Annotated in this window: 15 protein-coding genes; 5 read left to right on the forward strand and 10 right to left on the reverse strand. The window is 69.0% G+C overall.

Annotation, left to right across the window (positions count from 1 at the left end):
• Positions 1–165: 165 nt before the first annotated feature.
• On the reverse strand, positions 166–732 hold the full coding sequence (locus ACZZZF_RS08970) for a DNA-3-methyladenine glycosylase I (RefSeq protein WP_053098659.1): 567 nt from the start codon (positions 730–732) through the stop codon (positions 166–168).
• A gap of 58 nt (positions 733–790) precedes the next feature.
• Positions 791–1,447, reverse strand: a complete 657-nt coding sequence (locus ACZZZF_RS08975; protein WP_463498017.1) for a GntR family transcriptional regulator — start codon at positions 1,445–1,447, stop codon at positions 791–793.
• 201 nt (positions 1,448–1,648) lie between these two features.
• On the opposite strand from ACZZZF_RS08975, the gene ACZZZF_RS08980 reads away from it, so the two are divergent.
• Both ACZZZF_RS08980 and ACZZZF_RS08985 read left to right on the forward strand, forming a co-directional pair.
• Positions 1,649–2,368: a GntR family transcriptional regulator gene (locus ACZZZF_RS08980; protein ID WP_463498018.1), complete on the forward strand. Its 720-nt coding sequence runs from the start codon at positions 1,649–1,651 to the stop codon at positions 2,366–2,368.
• Positions 2,368–3,042, forward strand: coding sequence for a GntR family transcriptional regulator (locus ACZZZF_RS08985; protein WP_295100767.1), 675 nt, complete (start codon positions 2,368–2,370; stop codon positions 3,040–3,042). Before ACZZZF_RS08980 ends, ACZZZF_RS08985 begins: the two co-directional genes overlap by 1 nt.
• A 149-nt stretch (positions 3,043–3,191) precedes the next feature.
• Here ACZZZF_RS08985 and ACZZZF_RS08990 read toward each other — a convergent pair whose 3' ends face one another.
• The 7 genes from ACZZZF_RS08990 to ACZZZF_RS09020 form a co-directional block, all read right to left on the reverse strand.
• Positions 3,192–4,238: an NAD(P)-dependent alcohol dehydrogenase gene (locus tag ACZZZF_RS08990; protein ID WP_053098655.1), complete on the reverse strand. Its 1,047-nt coding sequence runs from the start codon at positions 4,236–4,238 to the stop codon at positions 3,192–3,194.
• Positions 4,239–4,370: 132 nt separating this feature from the next.
• A complete protein-coding gene (locus tag ACZZZF_RS08995) occupies positions 4,371–6,440 on the reverse strand; it encodes an acyl-CoA dehydrogenase family protein (protein ID WP_056276610.1) in 2,070 nt (689 codons plus the stop codon).
• A gap of 150 nt (positions 6,441–6,590) precedes the next feature.
• Positions 6,591–7,835 carry an HTTM domain-containing protein gene (locus ACZZZF_RS09000; protein ID WP_431739267.1) on the reverse strand — a complete coding sequence of 415 codons (1,245 nt, stop codon included), beginning with the start codon at positions 7,833–7,835 and terminating at the stop codon, positions 6,591–6,593.
• On the reverse strand, positions 7,832–8,638 hold the full coding sequence (locus ACZZZF_RS09005) for a DUF5819 family protein (protein ID WP_230100871.1): 807 nt from the start codon (positions 8,636–8,638) through the stop codon (positions 7,832–7,834). The genes ACZZZF_RS09000 and ACZZZF_RS09005 overlap by 4 nt, the downstream gene beginning before the upstream one ends.
• Positions 8,639–8,721: 83 nt before the next feature.
• Entirely contained in the window at positions 8,722–14,421 is a 5,700-nt protein-coding gene (locus tag ACZZZF_RS09010; protein WP_463498020.1) for a choice-of-anchor G family protein, read from the reverse strand.
• 331 nt (positions 14,422–14,752) lie between these two features.
• Positions 14,753–16,513 (reverse strand): glycoside hydrolase family 3 protein, encoded by a 1,761-nt coding sequence (locus ACZZZF_RS09015; RefSeq protein WP_463498022.1) that lies wholly within the window; start codon positions 16,511–16,513, stop codon positions 14,753–14,755.
• A 2-nt stretch (positions 16,514–16,515) separates the two neighbouring features.
• Positions 16,516–17,814, reverse strand: a complete 1,299-nt coding sequence (locus tag ACZZZF_RS09020; RefSeq protein ID WP_463498024.1) for an MFS transporter — start codon at positions 17,812–17,814, stop codon at positions 16,516–16,518.
• Between the two features lie 137 nt (positions 17,815–17,951).
• Here ACZZZF_RS09020 and ACZZZF_RS09025 point away from each other — a divergent pair, with 137 nt between their 5' ends.
• Positions 17,952–19,223: a TetR/AcrR family transcriptional regulator gene (locus ACZZZF_RS09025; RefSeq protein WP_320489722.1), complete on the forward strand. Its 1,272-nt coding sequence runs from the start codon at positions 17,952–17,954 to the stop codon at positions 19,221–19,223.
• Between the two features lie 13 nt (positions 19,224–19,236).
• On the opposite strand, the gene recQ is transcribed toward ACZZZF_RS09025, so the two are convergent.
• Entirely contained in the window at positions 19,237–21,297 is a 2,061-nt protein-coding gene (gene recQ / locus ACZZZF_RS09030; RefSeq protein WP_053098647.1) for a DNA helicase RecQ, read from the reverse strand.
• Positions 21,298–21,387: 90 nt separating this feature from the next.
• Between recQ and ACZZZF_RS09035 the strand changes: the two genes are divergently transcribed.
• Positions 21,388–21,705: a GNAT family N-acetyltransferase gene (locus ACZZZF_RS09035; protein WP_295103039.1), complete on the forward strand. Its 318-nt coding sequence runs from the start codon at positions 21,388–21,390 to the stop codon at positions 21,703–21,705.
• Positions 21,705–22,622: a pirin family protein gene (locus ACZZZF_RS09040; RefSeq protein ID WP_053098645.1), complete on the forward strand. Its 918-nt coding sequence runs from the start codon at positions 21,705–21,707 to the stop codon at positions 22,620–22,622. Before ACZZZF_RS09035 ends, ACZZZF_RS09040 begins: the two co-directional genes overlap by 1 nt.
• Positions 22,623–22,681: the final 59 nt, after the last annotated feature.

Genomic DNA, 22,681 nt, shown 5'->3' on the forward strand with positions numbered 1-22,681 from the left:
GCTCCTCACGGTCGGTCGGGAGACCGCGCTCTGCATGATCCCTGCGCGCCGCGCTGGGCGATCCCCCCGACCACGAGTATATCGAGGGTGTGGACGATCCCGAAGGCGGGCGATCGCCCCTGCACTCGCCCCGACACGGCGGGCGCGCCCAGCACGCCTCGGTGGTCAGGCGCGCCAGCACCCGACGACATGATCGTCGACCATGCCCGCGGACTGCATGAGCGCGTACATCGTCGTCGGACCCACGAATCGGAAGCCGCGACGACGCAGTTCCTTGCTCATCGCCGTCGACTCCGGCGTCACCGCCGGTACATCCGCGAACGATGCGGGCCGCGGTCCCGATGCCGGCGCGAACGACCACATCAGCTCATCCAGCTCGCCGTCTGCCATCGAGCGCACGATTCGGGCGTTGCCGATGGTGGCCTCGATCTTCGCCCGGTTGCGGATGATCCCCGCATCCGCCATGAGCCGCTCGACGTCGGATCGGTCGAACTCGGCGACCCGCTCGGGCTCGAAGCCGGCGAAGACCTCGCGGAACCGGGGGCGCTTGCGCAGGATGGTGATCCACGAGAGCCCCGCCTGAAACCCCTCGAGGGCCATCTTCTCGAACAGCGCCCGGTCGCCGTGGAGCGGGGTGCCCCATTCCTCGTCGTGATACCGGCGGTATTCGGCGTCGTCGCCCACCCACCCGCATCGGTCGCGGAGGTCGGGGCCGGCGATCAGAGACGTCATGAGCCCACGCTAGCCGCCGCCACCGACACGGCGGGTGATCCCGGCTCTCCTGCCGGGACTACGCAGCGGCCTCTGCGGGGCCGGATCCGAGCGCGTCGATGAACGACGTCGAGAACCCGTCGAGAGCGTCGCGCGCCGCGGCAGCATCCTGTCGTTCGATGGCGGCGAGGGCGGCGGAGAGGAGACGGCGGCGGGAGGCCCGATCCGTGTCGAGATCGATGCCGTGGTGGCGGGCCGTCTGCGGATCCACGAACAGCCGCAGCGGGTCGATGTGGTCGCGGGCGAGGCGGGGGCCCAGACGGCCGAGCTCCCGCGAGATGAGGATCTCGGAGAGCTCGAGGTAGCGGAGCAGCTCGCAGGTCTCGTCCGCCAGTCGCGTCGACTGCTGGTGCGTGCGCACGGGCGGGCCGATGCAGCTCTTCTCGACGATCAGGCGACCGACGACGTGGGCGCGCTCGATCATGTCAGCGCGCGACCACTCCGCCACACGAGTTCCGGCGCTCGGAGACACCTGGACGAACCGCATCTCGACAAGCCGTTGCAGCGCCTCGCGCACCGGCGTCCGGGAGACGGCCCACGCGTGGGCGAGCAGATCGAGCCGCAGTCGCTGGCCGGGCGGGATGCGGCCGCTCACGATCTCGGCGAGCAGGCGCTCGTATGCGAGACCGCTGAGAAGCTGCGGGCGCAGTTGGTCCTCGAGGGAGCCCATGGGCATGATCACATCGCTCTCATCAACTAACATATTGGATGATTAGAGGATGACATAAGTTAGCCGTGGACACAAATCATCTGATATTTCAATGTGTGGGCACCCTGCCTGAAGTCGTCGCCTCATCCGCCGAGAGCCAGGGCATGGGTATATATTGCGGGCGATTGATATATCAGGTACCCAGATGATTCCGACTAGCATTGACCCATGCCTGTGCCCAAGACCCCGGCGCAAATGCCCCGAAAACTGCTGCGCGACCAGATCTTCGACACGCTTCTGGATGCCATCGTCGCCGGTGACCTGGCCGCAGGGGAGCCGATCTCCGACAAGCAGCTCGAGAGCTGGTTGGGCGCCTCGCGCACGCCGATCCGGGAGGCGGTGAACCGGCTCGCCGGCATGGGGCTGATCGAAGTGCTTCCTCAGAGGGGCACCCGCATCGCACCTCTCGATCCCACGAGGTTCGCAGAGGAGATGGAGATGCTCGGCGTCGTGTACTCGGCGACGGTGCGCGAGGCTGTCCCGCTCCTCACCGACGCGGACCGGACGCAGATCGCCGACCTGCACACGACGGTGAGCCGGACCTCGAACGCCCTCGAACGCGCACGGATCGTGAACAACCTGATGAACGTGTTCGTCGACCGCTACCGCAACACCCTCGTTCAGCGCATCCGCGAGAAGTCGGTGCCGCACGTCACCCGGATGATCACCGCTCGACCCGGCGCACTCGACGCGACCGACACATCGGCCGCGCTCGACGCACTTGCCTCCGCCGCCGCCACAGGGAACGCGGATGCCGCAGCCCTGGCCGCACAGGCGTACTTCACTGCAGGGGCCGCAAGCGTGCAGGCACGAGATGCGGCCGAATCGAGCCCGCAGGTCGCTGCCGGCGCCGATACAGCTGAGCGGCTCGGAAGCGAGGACGCGTGATGCCCACGAGGGACACACCTCCGCCGCGGCGGCTGCTTCGCGACGAGGTCTACGACACGATCCTCGGGGCGATCCTCGACGGGACGTTGGAACCCGGGGAAGTTCTCCACGACGAGGAGCTCATGACGTGGCTCGGGTCGTCCAGAACCCCGATCCGCGAGGCGCTCAATCGACTCGCCGAGGAGGACGTCGTCGAGTTGGTGCCGCACCGTCACACCCGGGTGGCCCCGGTGAACGTCGCGGCGATCAACGAGAGCCTGTTCGTGATCGGAGTGATCCACGAGCACCTTGCCCGCACCACCACCGCCGACCTCGCGGATGCGCATATCGCCGACCTGCGTCGCGAGCTGGCGCATGTCGAGGATGCGGTGGATGCAGATGACGCGGCCGCTCTCGGACGAGCGATCCGCCGGTATTTCCTCGTCGTCGTCCGCGCCGCGACGAACTCCGTGCTGCGAGCGAAGGCCGAGACCCTGTCGCTGCAGCTGGTGCGCTTCCTCACGCCTCGCGAGAACCTCGTCACGCCTCTCCAGGCGCGCGATTTCATCCGCGCGATCACTGCAGCGGCCGAAGCCCGTGACGGCGAACGAGCCGGAGATCTGATCCACGAGCTGCACGCCGCGACGCGCAGCAACTTCCTCGAGTACTACCGCGAGCCGGATCCCGCGAACTGAGCGCGGCTACGGCTACGGCTACCGCGCCGCCCCGCCGCACAGGCCCAGCACCACCCCGACCCACACCGCCGCACCCACTGCGCGAACGGTCCCAGGGGAGCAACCGACGGGGGTCCCCTGGGGCGTACCCCGAGGACCCCCTCCGGAACTCAGTCGGCGATGGTCGCGGCGTCGATCACGAAGCGATAGCGCACGTCGGAGGCGAGCACGCGCTCGTACGCCTCGTTGATCTGCGATGCGCTGATGATCTCGATCTCGGCTGCGATGCCGTGTTCGGCGCAGAAATCGAGCATCTCCTGGGTCTCCTGGATGCCGCCGATGTTGGACCCCGCGAGCGATCGACGCCCGCCGATCAGAGACGAGACGTTCACTGAGAGCGGTTCTGCGGGGGCTCCCACGCAGACCATCGACCCGCCCACGTCGAGCAGACCGAGGTAGGCGCGGAGGTCGACAACCGCGCTGACCGTGTTGAGGATGACGTCGAACGACCCGCGCAGCGAGCGGAACGTCTCGGGATCGCTCGTCGCATAGTAGTGATCGGCACCGAGACGGAGGCCGTCATCCTTCTTGCTGAGCGTCTGCGACAGCACGGTGACCTCTGCTCCGAGAGCGTGCGCGATCTGCACGCCCATGTGGCCGAGTCCGCCGAGGCCGACGACCGCCACGCGCGTGCCGGGTCCGACGTTCCAGTGCCGCAGCGGGGAGTACGTGGTGATTCCTGCGCAGAGCAGGGGCGCCGCGACGTCGAGCCCGAGCGCGTCGGGGATGCGCACGGCGAAGGATTCGGTCACCACGACCTGCTCGGAGTATCCGCCCTGAGTGACGCTGCCGTCACGGTCGGTGCTGCCGTAGGTGAAGATCGCACCGTTGGAGCAGAACTGCTCGTCGCCGCGCAGGCAGTTGCGGCATTCTCCGCACGAGTTCACGAGACAGCCGACGCCGACCCGATCGCCGACGGCGTGCTTGGTGACATCCGATCCGATGGCCGCGACGGTTCCGGCGATCTCGTGTCCGGGTGCGAGCGGGTACTGCTGCGGCCCCCAGTCTCCGCGCACCGTGTGGATGTCGGAGTGGCAGATGCCGGCGAACGCGATGTCGATCAGGATGTCGTTCGGGCCGAGCTCGCGACGCTCGATGACGGTCTTCTCGAGCGGTGCGGCCTCGCTGGGTGCGGCATAGGCGGTGACACGGGTCATCTCGGACTCCTCTGATCGGTGCGGATGGGCCAGATCGACACTACTCGCGCCCTCCTCTGCGGCACCTGACCGCCCACGACGAAGGCCGGGACCACTGATCCCGGCCTTCGTCAGCGGAGCGACGAGGAAACCTCAGCGCTTCGCGTTCTTCTTGAGCGCCTTCTCCAGCACAGGGGCGTCACCGGATGCCGCGAGCGCCGCGTAGTACTCCCGAGCCTCGTCCTGCCGCACGCGCTCGGCGCCGGAGGCGATGGGCGCCCGGACGTGCTCCGGCTCGTAGCCGAACGCGTCGACCAGGTCGAGTGCGTACGGACGGAGCCTGGCGCACAGACGGTCGATGTATCGCGAGACCGCGGCGGCGCGCTGCGTCGAGAGACGCCCGTGGATGAGGTGCCAGGCGAGGTGCTTCTCGATGAGCTGCAGACCGAAGAGGTCGCGCAGCCACGTGAGCACCTTCTTGGTGTCGGCGTCGTCGACGCGGTGGACGGCATCCGTGAACGCCTCCCACTGCAGCAGCTCACCGTGCGCACGGGCCGCCTCGATCAGCTCGGCCTGATTCTCGTTGAACAGCTTCGCGCCGAGGGCCTTGTCCTTGCCCGCCGGACGCAGCCGGCCGGCGATGTCGGCGACCATCTGCTGCACGCGCTCGGCGAGCAGCTGGTGCTGCTGCTCCTCACGCAGACCGTTCTCGACCGAACGCGAGACCTGACCGAGGTCGACGACCGACTGGCCGAACTGACGAAGGCCTGCGCCGTGGAACAGCTTGCCGGCGGTCATGCCTACGGCGAACTTGGCCAGGGCCGCAGCATCCTTGCCGGTGAACTGCTTGGCGTAGTCGGTGAGCAGCCGCTTGCCGACCAGCTGAAGGAGCACATTGTTGTCGCCCTCGAAAGTGACATAGATGTCGAGGTCGGCGCGAAGTCCCACGAGACGGTTCTCGAACATGAAGCCCGCTCCGCCGCAGGCCTCGCGAGCCTCCTGGAGGGTGTCGAGCGCGTGCCAGGTCGACAGCGGCTTGAGGGCTGCCGCCAGGGTCTCGAGGTCCTCACGGTCATCAGGGGTGTCGATGCGGCCGGAGAACACGCCGTCGAACTTCTGCAGGAACTCGTCGTGCGCGAAGATCTGCGCGTAGGTCGTCGCCAGGCGCGGCAGCAGGCGGCGCTGGTGCTTGCCGTAGTCCATGAGCACGACCTCCTGGCCGTCTGCTCCGTCGAACTGGCGGCGCTGCGTCGCGTAGGTGATCGCGATCTTCAGCCCGAGAGCCGAAGCCCACGACGCGGCGCCGTCGAGCGAGACCCGTCCCTGCACCAGCGTGCCGAGCATCGTGAAGAAGCGGCGACCGGGGCTGTCGATCGCGCTCGAGTACGTGCCGTCGGCCGCCACATCGCCGTACTTGTTCAGCAGGTTCGTGCGGGGGATGCGGATGTGGTCGAAGCTGAGGCGGCCGTTGTCGATGCCGTTGAGCCCGCCCTTGAGTCCGTCATCCTCACGACCGATGCCGGGAAGATCGACGCCGTCTTCGCCGCGCAGCGGCACGTAGAAGCAGTGCACCCCGTGGTTCACGCCGTTCGTGATCAGCTGAGCGAACACCGTCGCCGCCACGCCGTGCAGCGCCGCGTTGCCGAGGTACTCCTTCGTCGCGCCGCGGAACGGCGTGTTGATCACGAACTCCTCGGTGCTCGGGTCGTACGTAGCGGTGGTGCCGACCGCTGCCACGTCGGAGCCGTGCCCGATCTCGGTCATCGCGAAGGCGCCGGGGATCGAGAGATCCATGACACCGGGCAGCCACTTCTCGTGGTGCTCGGCGGTGCCGAGCTGCAGGATGGCGGAGCCGAACAGCCCCCACTGCACTCCCGACTTGATCTGCAGACTCGGATCGGCGACGACGAGCTCCTCGAAGCCGGCGATGTTGCCGCCGTTGTTGTCTTCTCCGCCGAGTGCGGTCGGGAACGCCCGGTGCACTGCCTTGTTCTCGACGAGCAGGTGCAGCTGGCTGAGCACACGCTCGCGGTGCTCGTCCTTGCTCAGCGCGTCATCGCGCCAGAACGCCGAATCCTTGATCAGCTCGCGCGCCTCGCGGCGCGTGTCGGCCCAGGTGCCCATCAGCAGATCGGTGACCCGGGCGACATCGAACCTCAGGTTCGCATCTGCGCTGTCGGTGTGCGGGCGAGTCGTCTTCGGACGGACGGCGGCGTCGACCATGAGCGTTCCTCTCAGAGGGAAGTAGGGATACTCCCATGGTAGGTCTGCCACAACCAGGAGCGAACTGCTGTGTGCGCATCCTCCAACAAGCTCCCGGGACGGCGCCCGGTCGGATTGTCGTCAGACCACAGTCTCAGCCCAGCCGCAGTCTCAGGCCTCGACGCGTGCGGGCGTGGGAGGCGCGGTCTGCGCCTGCTCCCACCGCCGTCTCGTCCCTTCGCTCAACCGCGCCCACGTCCGATCGCGGATGAAGATCGAGTCGATCGCGATCATCGTCAGCGAGAACCACGGCAGCCCCATCAGCACGCCGATGCCGATGTGGAAGGAGAGGATGCCGATGAGGCCGATCAGCCGAGTGGGCCGTGTGAGCAGCATCAGCGGGAACGCCACCTGCAGGATGATCGAACCCCAGGTCGCCGCGACGACCATCGGGCCCCAGGTCGTGACCAGGTCGCTCAGCACCGGCCACGTGCCGAACCGAGCGGTCTGCAGAGGGTTGTACACCGCGTAGCCCTCTTCCCAGGGCGCACCTCCCGCCTTGTAGAGAGCACCCGATGCGTACACGAAGCACACCTGCGCGGTCAGCGCCACGAGTGCCAGATTGTGGAAGACCGTTCCCAGGAGGGCGGGCTGGCTTCCCGGAGCGAACCACTCCCCCTTCTTGGCGCGACGTCTGGCATCGATCGACCAGCGAGCGGCCGGGTCGGCGAAGAACAGCAGGAGCAGCGCGATGCGGAACATGTTGTCGCCCTGATCGCCCACCATGTCGTTCGCCTCGATGAACCCGACCCAGAGGCAGAAGAACACCGGGAGGACGATCCGGAAACGCCAGCCGAGGACGAACAGCACCGCCAGCACGCCGAGCAGCAGATAGAGGGCGGTGTAGAGCGCGTCATTGCCCATCGCGGCATGGAACGCGCTGAAGATCCAGATCTTCGGGAACTCGCTGACGGGTTCGGCGAGTTCGCCGTTCCACGCCGACCCCGAGCCGAACGTATAGAGACGAGTGCTGAAGTTCGACGCGAGCAGGCCGATCGCCGTGATGCCGAAGAGGATGCGGGTGACCGCGAGACCGTAGAGGGCCTTCTTGCCGTTGAAGAGCCAGTCCCCCACGAACGCGGAGATCCGGTCGATCGCCGAGAGGACCATCGACCACAGTCCGCCGATCATCGACGAGGCGAAGCTCAGCAGGCGGGTCACGAAAGACCGGGGAGGCGGGGCGGCAGGCGCACCCGAAGGCGCGGGCATGCGCGGCGGCGAAGGCTCGGGCGCAGAGGCGGGTGGAGCGGATGCCGGAGCGGGCGCCGTCACGGTCGACCGCCCGGCAGCATCCTTCTTCCGGTCCCGGTTCGCGGCGCCGTTCGTCTGGGGCGCGGTCTTGGTGGGCGCGCTCACGGCTGGATCCTCTCGAACTGGGCGCGGAAGGTGTTCGCGAAGTTCTCGCGACTCTGCCCCTCCTCTTCTATAGGCAGGCGCCACCCGGTGGTCGAGAACGTGGGGTCGGGGCGCTGCGCGCTCGGATCGTTGCGATCCGCATAGGGCACCACGTTCTGGCGGCTCACGCGGTACTGGACCTTGATGACGGAGTCGGCGCCCCAGATCGCATAGGCCACCTGGGTGGCGTAGGCGGTGGAGAGGTGCTCTTCCGCCATGTACGCGTCGGTCGACGGGTTGTCGCCCTCGAGTTCGTCGAAGGAGCGCACCATCCACTCCTCCCAGCCATCCTCGGCGAAGTCGAGCCCGACGACGGCCTTCTGGTCGTCGTCCAGCTTGTTGTAGGCGTTCATCTGGCCGCTCGCGACCTCGCTCGACTGGATCCCCGCTCGGGGCGGGAAGAGGTTGTAGCGGATCATCGAGAGCTCGACGTCGGTGGCGCTCACCCACCCGGTCTCGATCTCCTCACCGTCCTTCTCGATGACGGCACGCACGTTGAAGTGGTAGTCGCCGTTGATGGGCTCGGGCGCGAAGACGCTCCACGACTGACCGAACATCGGCAGCATGTACCCGGCGAGGACTTCTTGCGTGGGGATCTCGCGGAGCGCCGAGTACGGAGCGATCCACAGGAACGACGCCCCCACGTGCCACAGGGTGAGCAGACACGCGGCGAACGCGATGAGCTTCACCCACCAGGTCGGGCGCGGTCGAGGGGCGGTCGCGGCGACCGCCGCATCCTGCACTTCGGGTGAGGTCTCAGTCATCGTGCCCATCCACATCCTTCTCACCGCTGAAGGTCGGGGCCGCCGCAGCGACGGCCCCGACCTCTCAGCGTTCCTGCACTGCGTTACTCCGTCTGGACGAGCGGCCGTCTGGAACGCGCGACCCTCGTCATCCCGAGTCCGAGCATCAGCAGCAGAGCCGCCAGCGCGATCCACCCGCCCTGGATCTCACCACCGGTGGTGGCGAGGCCCGTGGCCACGACCTGGAACGAGGCCGACACGCTGCCGGAGGTCGCTCCGGTCAGTGTCACGGCGTGGGTTCCGAGGTCGGTGCCGGAGGGGATCGTCCAGGTGAAGGTGACCGTGCCCTGCGCATCGGCGACCTGGGTGCCCAGTGCGATCGGCTCGGACGTCATCACACCGGTGACGGACTCGCCGGGCTGGAACCCGGTGCCGACCGCCGTCTGCTTCTCACCGCGCTCCAGAACCGGGACCTTGATCGTGATGGCGATCGGTCCGGTCGGGTCGGCTGCCGCGTCTGCAGACGCCGAGGCCTCAGCAGTCGCCGAGGCGGATGCCTCGGCAGCAGCCTCAGCGGAGGCATCAGCCGCCGCCGACGCGGACGCCGTGGCCGACGACGAGGCGTTGGCCGCCGCGGCCGCCGACGCGGTCGGATCAGCGTCAGCCGAAGCCGATGCGTCAGCCGCACTCGTCGAGGTCGCGTCGTTCTGCGCCGACGCCTGCGCCGCTGCCGCGGAGGCGGCCGACGCGTTCGCATCCGTCGTGGCCGTGGCCGAGGCATCCGTGGATGCGTCGTCCGTCGCCGCCGCAGACGCGGCCGCATCAGCCGTCACGTCAGCCGCCGCCGAAGCGGAACTCGTCGCATCGGCCAGAGCCGCAGCGACAGCCGCCGCCTGAGCCGCCGCGTTGCTGTCGTCATCAGCCTGAGCCGACGCCGCAGCGGATGCCGAGGCGTTGGTGTCGACCTCAGCCGACGGGTCGGCCGCAGCCGAGGCATCAGCCGTAGCCGCAGCGTCAGCCGTGGTCGCAGCGGATGCCTCGACCTCTGCCTCAGCGGAAGCGTCAGCCGCCGCCGTCGCGGACGCCGTGGCCGACGACGAGGCGTTGGCCGCCGCGGCCGCCGACGCGTTCGGGTCGGCATCTGCCGCCGCAGACGCGTCAGCCGCACTCGTCGAGGTCGCATCGTTCTGCGCCGCCGCCTGAGCGGCCGCTGCAGCAGACGCGTCCGCATCCGTCGTGGCCGTGGTCGACGCGTCCGTGGATGCGTCGTCCGTCGCCGCCGCAGACGCGGCCGCATCAGCCGTCACGTCAGCCGCCGCCGAAGCGGAACTCGTCGCATCGGCCAGAGCCGCAGCGACAGCCGCCGCCTGAGCCGCCGCGTTGCTGTCGTCATCAGCCTGAGCCGACGCCGCAGCGGATGCCGAGGCGTTGGTGTCGACCTCAGCCGACGGGTCGGCCGCAGCCGAGGCATCGGCCGTGGCGACTGCATCGGAAGATGCGTCGGTCGATGCACTGGCGATCGCCGCCGCGCTCGAGTTCGATGCTGCGCTCGTCGAGGCGTCCGATGTCGCCGAGGCCTCAGCCGCGGTATCCGTCGTCGCGTCGGCCAGCGCCGCAGCCTGAGCCGCGACCGCCGCACCGGCGTTCGCCTCCGAGGTGGCGTCCGCCGTGGCTGCCGTGGACGATGTCGCCGTCGCCGCCGACTCCGCCGCAGCCTCAGCCGTCGGGTCAGCCGCAGCCGATCCCTCTGCCGTGGCGTCCGCGAACGCCGCCGCCTGCGCGGCCGCTTCAGCGATCGCGTCGGTCGATGCATCGGCGTTCGCCGACGCGGATGCCGACGCCGCCGCGTTCGTGTTGGCCGCAGCCTCGGACGAGGCATCCGTCGACGAGTCGGCGATGGCCGCCGACTCCGACGACGACGCCGAGTTCGACTCCGCCGCCGTCGATGCATCCGCGTTCACGTCATCCGACGCGTCGGCCTGGGCCGCCGCCTGCGCAGCAACTGCCGCCGAGGCGTTGGCCGTCGAGGTGGCATCGGTCGTCGCGGCCGACGAGGCATCCGGCGTCGCCGCCGCATCCGCCGCCGAGGTGGCGTCCGAGGTCGCCGCCGCTGAGGCCGCCGACGTCGCGTCTGCGAGGGCCGCGGCCTCAGCCGCCGCCTGCGCCGACGGGTCGCCGTCTGCTGTCGCGTCAGCCGAAGCGGATGCCGATGCAGCCGCGTTGGTGTTGACGTCACCCGGGTCGCCCGCAGTCACCTCGGTGGTGTCCGTGTCGCTGGACGCGCCGGATGTCGCGGTGAGCAGGTAGCCCGCGCCGGGCTCGGCATCAGCCGGAACCGGGTAGTTCTCCGTGAACGCACCGAACTCGTCAGTGGTCGCGATGACCGGGCCTCCGATGTCCGCTCCCCCGCCTGGCGCGGTGAGCTGCAGCGACACGGTGGAGTTCACCGGCCAACCCGTGCCGGTGACGGCGAGGTTGGTGCCTGCCGGAACCGACGAGGCCGCGTCGACGACGACAGGAGCAGCCGTCACCTCGGTCGTGTCGGTGGCTGTCTGCGTGCCCGCGCTCGCGGTGACCGTGTATCCCGTGCCCGCGGGAGTTCCCGCCGGCACCGGATAGTCGATCGCGAAGCCGCCGAGAGCACCGGTCGTCACCGTCTGGGGCGTGCCGATGACCGCACCACCGGGGGCTGTCAGCTGCACGGTGACCTCGGTGTCGGCCGGCCACTCCGCACCGGTGATCGCCAGGTCCGTGCCGGCCTCGACGGTCGCGGCCGCGTCGACGGTCGCCGCTGCGGTCACCTCCGTCGTGTCGGTCGCCGTCTGGGTGCCGACGGTCGCGGTGATCGTGTAGTCCGTGCCCGGCGTCGCCGAGGCGGGAACCGGGTAGTCGAGCGTGAACCCGCCGTCGCCATCGGTCGTGACCGTCTCAGGACCGCCGACGGTCGCTCCGCCCGGAGCGGTCAGCTGCACCGAGACCTCGGTGTTCGCCGGCCAGCCGGTGCCGGTGACGGGAAGGCTCGTGCCCGCCTGCACCGTGTCCGCGGCATCCACCGCTGCCGCGGCGGTCACCTCGGTCGTGTCCTCAGCCGTCTGGCCGCCGACCGTCGCGGTCACGGTGTACCCCGTGCCCGGGGTCGCCGACGCGGGAACCGGGTAGTTCAGCGTGAACCCGCCGTCGCCATCGGTCGTGACCGTCTCGGGACCCCCGACGTCAGCGCCGTCCGGGTCCGTCAGCTGCACCTCGACGACGGTGTTGGCCGGCCAGTTCGTACCGGTGATGGGGAGAGAGGTTCCCGCCTGCACCGTGTCGGCCGCATCCACCGCAGCGGCGGCCGTCACCTCGGTGGTGTCGATCGCCGTCTCGGCGCCAGCGGTCGCGGTGACCGTGTAGGCCGTGCCGGGCGTCGCCGATGCGGGCACCGGGTAGGAGAGCGTGAACTCACCGTCGCCGTTCGTCGTGACCGTCTCGGGGCCACCGACGTCCGCGCCTCCGCCCGGAGCCGTCAGCTGCACCGAGATCTCGGTGTTCGCCGGCCAGTTGGAGCCGGAGACCGCGAGATCGGTGCCTGCCTGAACGGTCGGCGCCGCGTCGATCGAGGCGACCGGAGCGTTCGTCACCTCGGTGGTGTCCGTCGCCGTCTGCGCGCCCAGCGTCGCGGTGACCGTGTAGCCGGTTCCCGCAGGAGTTCCGGCCGGAACGGGGTAGCCGAGCACGAAGGCACCCGACCCGTCCGTCGTGACGAGCTCGGGGCCGCCGATGTTCGCGCCGCCGCCGGGAGCGGTCAGCTGCACCGAGATCTGTGTGTTCGCGGGCCAGTTGGTGCCCGAGACGCCGAGGTCGGTTCCGTCCTGCACGGCAGGTGCCGCATCGATCGCTGCCGCGGCGGTCACCTCGGTGGTGTCCGTCGCCGTGCTGGTGCCGTCGGTCGCCGTGACGATGTAGCCGGTGCCGGGCACGGTCGAGGCCGGGATGAAGACCGTGCCGGTGAAGTTGCCCGACGCGTCGGTGGTCACCGGCGCTGATTCGTTGACCGGGGTTCCGTCCGGTGCTGCCACCTGGATCGTCACCTGGGTGTTGGCCGGCCAGCCGGAGCCGGTGACCGGAAGATCGGTTCCGGCCTGCACGGTGGTTGCGGCGTCGATAGCCGCGACTGCCGCCGCCGCTGCCTTGACGGTCGACGACGCGAGATCGAGTTCGACCCCTCCGCCCACGGCCGGGAGCAGATCGATGGCGAGCGCCCGCACGGTGAAGCTGTCACCGGGGATGTCTCCCGGCTCGGACTGCTCGTTGATCGTGATGGTCGCGATGCCGGACAGCACGCCCTGCAGCACGGGGTCCAGCGTCGAGAGCACGGGGCCGGTGACCGCTGCGAGGGCCGGCTGGACGAGCGGGATGACGCTGGTCAGCGCGGTGTTCACCAGAGGGCCGGTGGTCGTGGTGACCGCCGTGGTCACAGCGCTCACCACCGGGTTGAGCAGCGCACCGATGTTGAGCCCGGCGAGCGAGATGTCGGTGGTCACCGTCGGAACCGGCGTGGCCGTGCCCGCGAACTGAGCGAGCGAGCCGGCGATCGTGACATCGCCGGAGACCAGGTCGATCCCGGTGAGCGGGTTGGTGAGATCCACCCCGACGGTGAGCGTGACCGCCAGCGAGTCGAGGGTGGAGTCGAGGATGGTCGCGACCTTGCCGTTGAGGCTGTTCGGGTGCGTTCCGGTCAGAGCAGAGGTGATCCCCTGCTGGATGGCGGCGATCGTCGTCGCAGACAGCACAGGGGTGTTCGCGGGAAGCGAGTTGAGGTCGGCTCCTGCGCCCGTCTCCACGAGGATCTGAGCGAGGTCGACCGAGATCGTCCCGTCGCTCAGATCGACGAGCACCGAGCCCGTGGTGTTCTCGAGCGGCTCCGTCAGGAGCTCCGTGACGACCGTCGCCCCGACTGTGTCGAGGCCGGCGATAGCGACCGTTCCGCCCGTCGCCTCGAAGGCGGCGACGAGGGGCACATCCGGAATCGCGTTGATCGTGTTGACCACGGTCGTGACGAGCCCGGTGAGCGCTCCGCCGGGACCGGCGAGGTCGCTGACCGGGGTCACCGTGCCCTGGATGGCCGTGCCCAGAGTGGTCGCGAGCCCCGCGACGAGGTTGCTGTGCAGGTCGAGGTCCAGGCCCGCGATGCGGTATTCGGAGCCGGCGACGCCGGCGTTCGACTCCGCCCGCGATGCGAGGGCTCCGATGCCGACCGACGCTTCGTCGAGGACGGCGTCGGTGAGACCGGCGACGCTGAGCTGGTCGAAGAGATCGGTGAGTTCGAGGGTGGCGGGGTTGACGCTTCCGTCGATCGCCCCCGCATCAATCGCACCACCGGAGGTGATCGCGCCGGAGGACGCGATCGACTGGGTCTGCGTGGGTGAGGAGCTGAAGCTCTGCGCGCCCCCCAGATCGCCCAGCTGCAGCAGACCGGGCGACGTGCCGTCGGTCAGCAGCGGCACGTTGAGCGTGCCCACGTCGATGCTGAGCGCCTCGAGCACGTCGAGGTCGAGACCGCCGAGCTCAGGGCCGACCGCGGCCGGGTTGCTCGTCAGCGTGTGCCCGAGTGCGGCGACGTCCAATCCGCCGAGCAGGTCGGCCGGCAACTGGATGATCTGTCCCTGCGCGACCGACGGATCGTTCGGATTCGCGTCATCGAGCGCATTCGCCGCCGTCGGTACCAGTGCACCCGCAAGGATCATCGCGCCGACGGTCACGCCGGCGATGCCTCCCCCGATGGCTCTGCGTCGCCGCAGAGTCTTCCCCTCCAAGAATTCCATTCGCCTCTCCCGTGATGCAGATGTTCCGCGTCACAAGGCCCTCCCCAGGCGTCGACAGGTGCCGACCGAGCGCATGTCCAGACAGTATTGCCGGATCGGGAATGTTAAGTCCAGCGATTGTCCAGTGATCTTTCAGGAAACGTCATCAGGTGAGACATTTCGTCATCGGTCATTAAGACCTGCCCACAGGTCTGTCGGCGAGGACGCTTTTGCCAGGACGAATAGGAGGGGTCCAGCGCACTCCGCGCAGGCGCGACACGCACTCCGGCCACACGACGAAACCGCCCCGCAGACCGAGGTCTGCGGGGCGGTTCAGGGCGTGAAGCGAGGGCTACAGAGCGAGCCCGTCGCCGAATCGGAAGAGCGGATCAGCGGTGTCGAACGGCACATCGGGTCGCGAGGCGACGACCGCGGCCATCGACCTCGGCAGGTCGAACGGGAGCCTGCCCTGCGCGCTCGCGACGCCGCTCAGCACATCGAGCAGCGCCGCCCCTGAGACACCCCAGTTGACGGTGACGGCCGCCGCACCGGCCACGATCGGTTCGAGAATGGGCGGTCGATCGGCGAGCACATCGACCACGGTCGGCACGGCTCCGGCGATGGCGCCGACATGCGCGAGCACCTCGTCGGAGAACTCGAGCGACCCCGCATGGAAGAAGTTCTCGAAGGTCGTGTCGCGCTGCTCGAACGGCGCCTGGAGACGGAGGATCGCCAGGTCGGCCTCGTCGACGGTCGCCACGACGTCGCCGTACGCGGCTGCGACGGATGGTTCGATCCCCTCGACGTAGAGCTTGATCCCGGGGGCGAAGGGCAGCGAGCCATCGTTCGTCAGCACGGTCACGGAGGCGCGCTGGGCCGCCTCTCCCGCGGCGCGGAACTCCGCGCTGCCGACGATCCCGTCCGCCGCGTCCTCGTCGACGAACGGGTTCTCGAAGAGCCCGAGCTCGAACTTCTCCCGCAGGATCCGTCGCGCGGAGAGGTCGAGCCTCTCCTCCGAGACCGAGCCCTCGGCGACCAGCCCGAGCAGCAGTTCGGGGCAGTCCTCGCCACCGAACTGATCGACACCCGCATCGAGCACCTTGAGCATCCGCTCTCGCGGCGTCAGATGCTCCACGCCCCAGGCGCGGGCAGGGAACGGCTGGCCGAAGATCTCCGCATCGTTGATCAGACCCCAATCGGTGCACACCAGGCCGTCGAAGCCGAATCGCTCGCGCAGCAGCCCGGTGATCACCGACCTGTTGAAGCCGAACCCGACCTCCTCGTACTCGGTGCCGACGGGCATGCCGTAGTACGGCATCATCTGACGCGTGCCGGCGGCCAGTGCATCCTCGAAGGGCTTGAGGTGCAGGTCGAACGCACCCCCGGGATACACCTGCTCCCGCCCGTACGGGAAGTGCGGGTCCTCGCCGTCGAGCTGCGGCCCGCCGCCGGGGAAGTGCTTGGTCATGGTCGAGACCGATCCGGGACCGAACGAGTCGCCCTGGAACCCGCGGATATATGCCGCTCCCAGAATGCCCGTCAATTCGGGGTCCTCTCCGAACGTCGCCGTCTGCCGCGCCCACCTCGGTTCGGTGGCGAGGTCGACCTGCGGGTGAAGGGCGACGCGCAGGCCGACAGCCGTATATTCCTGACGAGCGATATCTGCGAACCGTTCGACCAGCTCGGGGTCACGGGTGGCTGCGAGACCCAGGGTCTCCGGCCATTGCGAGAACGGTCCGGCGAGGATCGACGCCCCGGGATTCTCGCTGAACGAATGCCGCGGGTCGGTCGACAGCGTGACCGGGATGCCGAGCCGGGTCGAGGCCGCCAGCCGCTGCAGCTCGTTCTGCCAGGCGGCTATCTCTCGCCCGGTGGGCGCCGCCCCCAGCAGGTTGAAGTGCGTCATGTTCTTGAGGTCGATGAACTCGCGGGCGCTCGGTGTGCCGAAGATCGGGTTCGCCTCATCGAGGTCTCCGATCGCGATCATCGTGTGGAAGAACAGTCCGGCCTTCTCCTCGACGGTCATCTCGTCGAGGAGGAGCTGCACTCTCTCATCGACCGGCAGGGCCGCGTCGAGCCACGGTCGGGCAGTGGTCACGTCGGTGTCGGTCATGGTCACTTGACTCCTTTGATGCGGTAGACGAGAACGGCGCCGGCGAGTGCGACGAGCGCTCCGAAGAGGTACCAGGTCGTGTAGCCGCCCAGCGGCGTCGCGGCGCCGAGAGCGATGATGCTCGGCGCGATGGCCGGGGCGATCGACTGGGGAAGGGCGTTGGCGATGTTGAGCACGCCGAGGTCCTTCGCCACGTCGTCGGGGTTGGGCAGCACTTCGGTCGCCAGCGCGAGATCGACCGACAGGAACGACCCGGCACCGAGTCCGATGATGGCCTGAGCGACGATGACGACGGCGATCGACGGAGCGATCGCGAGGATGACGAGGCCCACGACCATGATGACGCCGGCGATCGCGACGAACGGCCGGCGCTTGCCGATCTTGTCGGAGAGGAATCCGCCGAGCGGCGCGGAGATAGCCATCGCGGCCATGGAGGCGAGATTGGCGATCAGGATCGTGCCGACTGCGCCCTGCTCGTCGAGCTGGAACTTGGTCACCAGGTAGAGCGGCAGGAAGGTGGCGATGCCCGCGTAGCCGAACATCACGAAGAACTTCGTGAGCCAGGTCCATCCGAAGTCGGGGTGCTTGCGGGGGTTGAACACGAACGAGCCGAAGAACGTGCCGACCGTGAAGCGCGTGGCGGGCTTCTCGGTGAGACGACGGTCCTTGAGGGTGAGCACGAACACGATGACGAGGATCAGCGCGATGGCACCGGGGACGAAGAAGCGCTCGAAGTCGCCGGGGAGGAAGTTGACGATGAAGCTGCCGGCGAGGATGCCGATGGGGGTCGTGATGCCGATGATGCCCGACACCTTGCCACGGCTCGAGACCGGCACCTGATCGGGCAGGGTCGCGTTGGCCGCCGCGAGCACGGCGTTCATGGATGCCTGCACGAGGCACCACGCGAGAAGAACGACGAGCACCGAGGTCGCGGCGCCGATGATCGCGAAGCCGCCGAGGCCGACGATCGCACCGCCGAGGATCCAGGGGCGACGCATGCCCCACCGCGAGGTCGTGCGGTCGGAGAGGCGACCGACGAGGGGATTCGCGATGAGCGCGAAGGCCGCACCGACACCCATCACCAGTCCGAGGCTCGCCTCGGTGTTGGTGGGGTCGAGCCGCTGGATCTTGAAGGCCATCGACACCATCACCGGGGTGAGCAGGGCGAGGTAGACGCCGAAGTTCACGGCGGCGAGTCCGGGGGTGTAGCCACGGGGCGTCTTCAGCGGGGTGGTGCCGGGAACTTTGAAACCGGTCGTTCCTATGGCGGCCGCAGTGGCGGCCGATGACAGCTCTGTCACGGGTGGATCCTTTCGGGCAAGGTGCGCCGGTCATCTGCGACACGACGTGAGGATGACAATACCGGAATATCGACCGATTGGTAAGTGAATGTCTACCGATTGGTAATGAGAGAGAATGAGAGGGAAGGGTGGACGGGATGACGACAGCAGCCACGACGGGCTCGCGCCAGGCGCGCGCCGCGGCCACGCGTCAGCGGATCGTGGACGCGGCCCGAGAGCTCTTCGTCTCGAACGGATACCGTTCGACGTCCCTGCGCGACATCGCCGCCGCGGCATCCGTGAGCCATCCGGGGCTGCTCGGACACTTCGCGTCGAAGGACGACCTGCTCGCCGAGGTCGTCGCCGGTTTCGAGGATGACAACGAACGGGCATTCGACCTGCTCGCTGCGGCATCCGATTCCGGTGAACTGATCTTCGCGGACGTGGCTCGACGCAACGCGCGCACCCCCGGCTACCTCGAGCTCTTCGCCGCACTCACCGGGGAAGCATCCGCCTCCGGACACCCGGCGCACGAGCGGATGCGCCAGCGGTATGCACGCCTGCACCGCCTCAGCACGGATGTCCTCGAAGATGCGGCGCTGCATGGGACGATCGGCGCCGACCGCGACGTCGCGGACGAGTCCGTGCGTCACAGCGCGGGCTGGGACGGGCTGCAGCTGATCTCTCAGTATCTGCCTGAGCGGGTCGACGTCGTGCAGATGCTCGAGGAGCGCGAAGCCCTGTGGGCACTGCCCTACGGGTGGCGGGATGCCGACAGCCCCGACCCTTCTCCGACCGCTGCCGGCCCCTTGCCGCCTGTGTTCGGAGAGCCCGCCGTCGACGACTCCCCGGGATACGAGGTGGGACGGCGCCGCCGCGCGCAGATCCTCGCCGACGCCTCACGCCTGTTCTCCCAGGACGGCTACGGGGACACCAGTCTTCGGGACATCGCTCAGGCTGTCGGCGTCTCGAAGTCCACTCTGCTCCACCACTACCCGTCGAAGGAACTGCTGCTCAGCGCGGTGCTCTCCGAGCGCGACAGCGCGATCCGTGTGCGCAGCGAGTCCACCCATGCCGAGCGAGCCGCCGACGCGCTGCGCGCGATCCCGCTCGGAGCACGGGTGAGCGCACTCGATGAGCCCGGCCTCATCGAGGTCTACGCGGTGCTCTCCTGCGAAGCGGTGCCGGCCATGCACCCTGCGCACGACTACTTCGCCACGCGGTTCTCCCAGGCGATCGACTACTTCACCGAGCTGTTCCGTCTCGCCCGCATCGACGGCGATCTGCCCGAGCACCGCGACCCCGAGCACGAGGCGATCTGGCTGATCGCCCTGTGGGACGGCCTGCAGTACCAGTGGCTCTACGACCGCGGGGCCGTCGACGTCGGCGCCCACCTGCGCGCGCATCTCGAAGACGTGCTGCCGAGCTGAACGGCGCCCTGCGTCAGCCGGCCGCGATGACGGTGAGCACTCCCTCGCCGTAGGCATCCCGCTTCTTGGCGCCGATCCCCGTGATCCCGTCGAGGTCGGCCAGCGAAGCCGGACGATGCTCGGCGAGCGCACGCAGCGTCGCATCGCCGAAGACGATGTACGCCGGAACGCCCTGCTCGCGCGCCGTCTCGGCGCGCCACGCCCGCAGCGCCTCGAAGAGCGGGCGGTCGGACTGATCGAGCGCGTCCGCCGCACTCGCCTTGCGTGCCCGCGGCGACGAAGCGGGGCGTCCGATCGTGTCCTTGCGCAACGGCACCGGGGTCTCGCCCTTCAGCACGCCGGCCGACTGCTCGCCCGGAGCGAGCGTGCCGTAGTCACCCTGCGCCACGATGATCCCCCGTGCGAGCAGCTGGCGGACGACGCTGCGCCAGTCCTGGTCGGAGAGGTCGGCGCCGATTCCATAGGTCGCGAGCTTCTCGTGCCCCTGCTGACGGATGCGCTCCGTCGAGGCTCCGCGGAGGATGTCGATCAGATGCCCGGCTCCGAAGGCCTGATTGCGCTCGCGCTTGAGCCGCACGATCGTCGAGAGCAGCTTTTGTGCCGGGATCAGGCCGTCGAAGGTCTCGGTCTCGTCAAGGCACGTGTCGCAGTTGCCGCACGGCTGCGAGTCCTGCCCGAAGTAGCCGAGAAGGTTCTGGCGGCGGCACTCGACCGTCTCGCACAGCGCGAGCATCGCGTCGAGGTGCTGCCCCAGGCGCATCTTGAACGTGCGATCGCCCGGGCTCTGGTCGATCATGCGGCGCTGCTGCACCACGTCGCCCAGGCCGTACGCCATCCAGGCGATCGACGGCTCGCCGTCACGGCCCGCGCGACCGGTCTCCTGGTAGTAGCCCTCGACGGACTTCGGCAGGTCGATGTGAGCGACGAAGCGCACATCGGGCTTGTCGATTCCCATGCCGAAGGCGATCGTCGCGACCATCACGACGCCGTCCTCGCGCAGGAACCGGGACTGGTTCTTCGCGCGCACCTCGGCCGGAAGACCGGCGTGATACGGCAGCGCGTCGAAGCCCTGAGCGGCGAGATAGGTCGCGGTCTGCTCGACGGACTTCCGGCTCAGCGCGTAGACGATGCCGACTGAGCCCTCCGGCTGCGCGCGGATGAACGAGACGAGCTGCTTGCGCGGATCGACCTTGGGCACGATCCGATACTGGATGTTGGGCCGGTCGAAGCTGGCCACGTAGTGCTGGGCGGCGTCGAGACGCAGTCGCTCGGTGAGCTCCTTGTGCGTCGCCCGGGTGGCGGTGGCCGTGAGCGCCATGCGCGGAACACCGGGGAACCGCTCGCCCAGATCGCCGAGTGCGAGGTAGTCGGGGCGGAAGTCATGACCCCACTGCGACACGCAGTGCGCCTCGTCGATCGCGATGACGCTGAGCGTGCCGCGCTGCAGCAGGGCGGTCGTCTGCGGCGAGGACAGCCGCTCGGGGGCGACGTAGATGAGGTCGAGTTCGCCGGCGACGTACGCCCGTTCGACCTCGCGCCGCTCTTCGATCGCCTGGGTCGAGTTGAGATAGGCGGCGTTGACGCCGTTGGCCCGGAGCGCGTCGACCTGGTCGTGCATGAGAGCGATGAGCGGGCTGATCACGAGGCCGGTGCCCTCGCGCACGAGTGCGGGCACCTGATAGGTGACGCTCTTGCCGCCGCCGGTGGGCATGAGCACGACAGCGTCACCGCCCGAGATGACCTGATCGACGATCGCGGCCTGATCGCCGCGGAACTCGTCGTAGCCGAAGACCGTGTGCAGCGCCTCGGCCGCAGTCGCGTATCGGCTGGGGGCCGCCTGTCGCGCGGCCGTCGCCGTCACCCCGGGAGCAGACGAGCGTGCGGATGACCGCGCGGACGCCGATCCGACCGGTGTCACGGGGCCCTGGCCCCAGTCGAGCGGCGGCTCGTACCCGGCGCCCTGCGGCTCCCAGTCCATCGGCTCGGGCGGCTCGGAGGGCTCCCACCCTGCGCCGTCCCACGGCTCGTCGGCGTAGGGCAGATCCTCGTACGGGTCACGGGGAGTCTGCGGCATCCCTCCAGCGTAACGACCCCCGCCGACGTCGGCCGCGCCTGTGGACGCTCAGCGGGCGTAGGTTTGTGGCAGACGCCCGAAGGAGCCCCGATGACCGACATCACCGTCACCCGCAACGACGACGCCTCCCGCTACGAGATCCACTCGGATGAGACGCTCGCGGGCTTCGCCGAGTTCGAGCTGCGTCCGGGCGCGATCCGCTTCATCCACACCGAGATCGACCCCGCGTTCCAGGGTCAGGGACTCGCGGGGATCCTCGCTGAGCGCGCCCTGACGGATGCCGCGGCATCCGGCGACGCGATCGTGCCGCTCTGCCCGTACATCGCGAAGTACCTGACGACGCATGAGATCCCGGGCGCCGAGATCCGCTGGCCCAAGCGGCCCGGCGCTGCTCCGACGGAGGCATGATGATCGGCGAACGACGCATCGTGCTCGAGCCACGCGAGGTGCCGCTCGGCGGGGTGCGCGGGATGAACGTGCTGCGCGTGCTGCCGCATCGCAACCTCCCGACCATCGGTGCGTGGTGCTTCCTCGACCGGTTCGGCCCCGCCGACACCAGGATGCGGGTCGAACCGCATCCGCACATCGGCCTGCAGACCGTGACCTGGCCGCTGGTCGGAGAGATCCGTCACCGGGACTCGGTCGGCAGCGACGCCGACCTCCGCAGGGGCCAGCTGAACCTCATGACCGCCGGCAACGGCATCTCGCATTCGGAGTACTCGATCGGCGATGATCCGATCCCCCTCGACGCCCTGCAGTTCTGGGTGGTGCTGCCCGAGAGCGCACGGCACGGTGCTGCCGGTTTCGAACGGCACACCGAGCTGCCACAGCTGCCGCTCCCTGCCGACGAGGGTCAGGACGCCACCGCCACCGTCGTCCTCGGCGAGTTCGCCGGCACCTCATCGCCGGCCACCGTGCACACTCCGATCGTCGGCGCGGAGATCCGGATCCCCGCGGGCGCTCGTCTGCACCTGCCCTTGCGTTCAGGATGGGAGCACGGCCTCATGCTCGTCGAGGGTGATGCCGTCGTCGCCACGCACGGGATGTCGTCGAACGACATGCTGTACCTCGGTGACTCGAGGGACTCGGTCGAGGTGTCCAGCGCACAGGGAGCGCTGCTGTTCCTCATCGGCGGCGAGCCCTTCGAGGACGAGATCGTCATGTGGTGGAACTTCGCCGGACGCACGCACGAGGAGATCGTCGAGGCTCGCACCGAGTGGGAGGCGGCCTCCGCTCGGTTCGGTGTCGTCGAAGGGCACGACGTCCGCATCCCCGCTCCGCCTCTTCCCGACGTGCGGCTGATGCCGCGCGGCCGCAAGATCTGACGGCTCTGACTGCGACGCCGCGCCCCGCGCGCGACGCGACGCGGCCTCGACGCGGCCCC

It is taken from the genome of Microbacterium sp. AC215, from assembly GCF_979258645.1.